The sequence below is a fragment of the Paenibacillus sp. LS-5 genome (genome assembly GCF_056121505.1).
Genome location: NZ_JBWAVA010000042.1, coordinates 1 through 961, shown reverse-complemented (window position 1 = coordinate 961; position 961 = coordinate 1). Strand labels below are relative to the sequence as shown.

Genomic DNA, 961 nt, shown 5'->3' with positions numbered 1-961 from the left:
CGGACTGACCCCATAAAGTGAGACAAATCAAAACACCTTCAAGAGAATGAAACTCTGTCGTAAGATAGGGAGATATCCTTGGAGGTGTTTTTGCGTTGGCAACTAGAGTGAGTTACCCGGTAGAAATAAAGATGGAAGCCATTGAAATGAGATTGGCAGGAGTACCCGTGAAGGATGTTATGAGACAGTTGGGCATACGAAATAAGACGCAACTAAAGGTGTGGATGAAATGGTATCGAGAAGGCGAAGTTCATCGCATGGAGCAACCTGTAGGTAAGCAATACAGCTTTGGAAAAGGTCCGGAAACCACTACGGAGCTGGAGAGACTAAAGGCGGAAAATCGATTCCTGAAGCAACAATTAGACCTGCTAAAAAAGTACAAAGAGTTGGAGAGGAGGTGGAGCCAGAGGCCGCCGTTGCCTGGATCGAATCCATTCGAAGCGAAGTGACGGTGTCTGAGGCTTGTGCGTGGCTCGGAATCGCAAGAGCTACCTACTACCGTTGGAGGGCTGTTGGAAGTCAACGTACAGACCAGAAGGTGGAAAAAATAAGGCACCTTTGCACTCAACACAAATTCCGGTATGGCTACCGGAAAATCACAGCACTCCTTCGGGCAGAAGGGCCCGTAAACCATAAACGGGTTCAGCGAATTATGCAAAGTGAGGGGCTACAGTGCCGTGTGAGGATGAAGAAGCGAAAGACTACGGGGCAACCCGCACAACCCGCTGAACATCTGTTAAAGCGGCAATTTCATGCTGAGGCTCCCTTGAAAAAATTGGTTACAGACATTACTTATTTGCCGTTTGGTGGCAAGATGCTGTACCTCTCAAGCATCTTAGATCTGTACAACGGAGAGATTGTCGCTTACAGTATAGCGGACAAGCAGGATACATCCTTGGTGTTGGATACACTGGACCAACTTCCAGAGTTGACAAACATGTTGCTCCACAGCGACCAGGGC

2 protein-coding genes are annotated in these 961 nt (G+C 48.1%); both read left to right on the top strand.

Translation table 11 applies throughout. The features are described from left to right. Positions 1 to 95: 95 nt before the first annotated feature. On the top strand, positions 96 to 449 hold the full coding sequence (locus tag AC0MA3_RS26330; RefSeq protein ID WP_474658332.1) for a helix-turn-helix domain-containing protein: 354 nt from the start codon (positions 96 to 98) through the stop codon (positions 447 to 449). Next, on the top strand, positions 398 to 961 hold a 564-nt coding region (locus AC0MA3_RS26325), incomplete at its 3' end, for an IS3 family transposase (protein WP_474658331.1). The genes AC0MA3_RS26330 and AC0MA3_RS26325, both read left to right, overlap by 52 nt.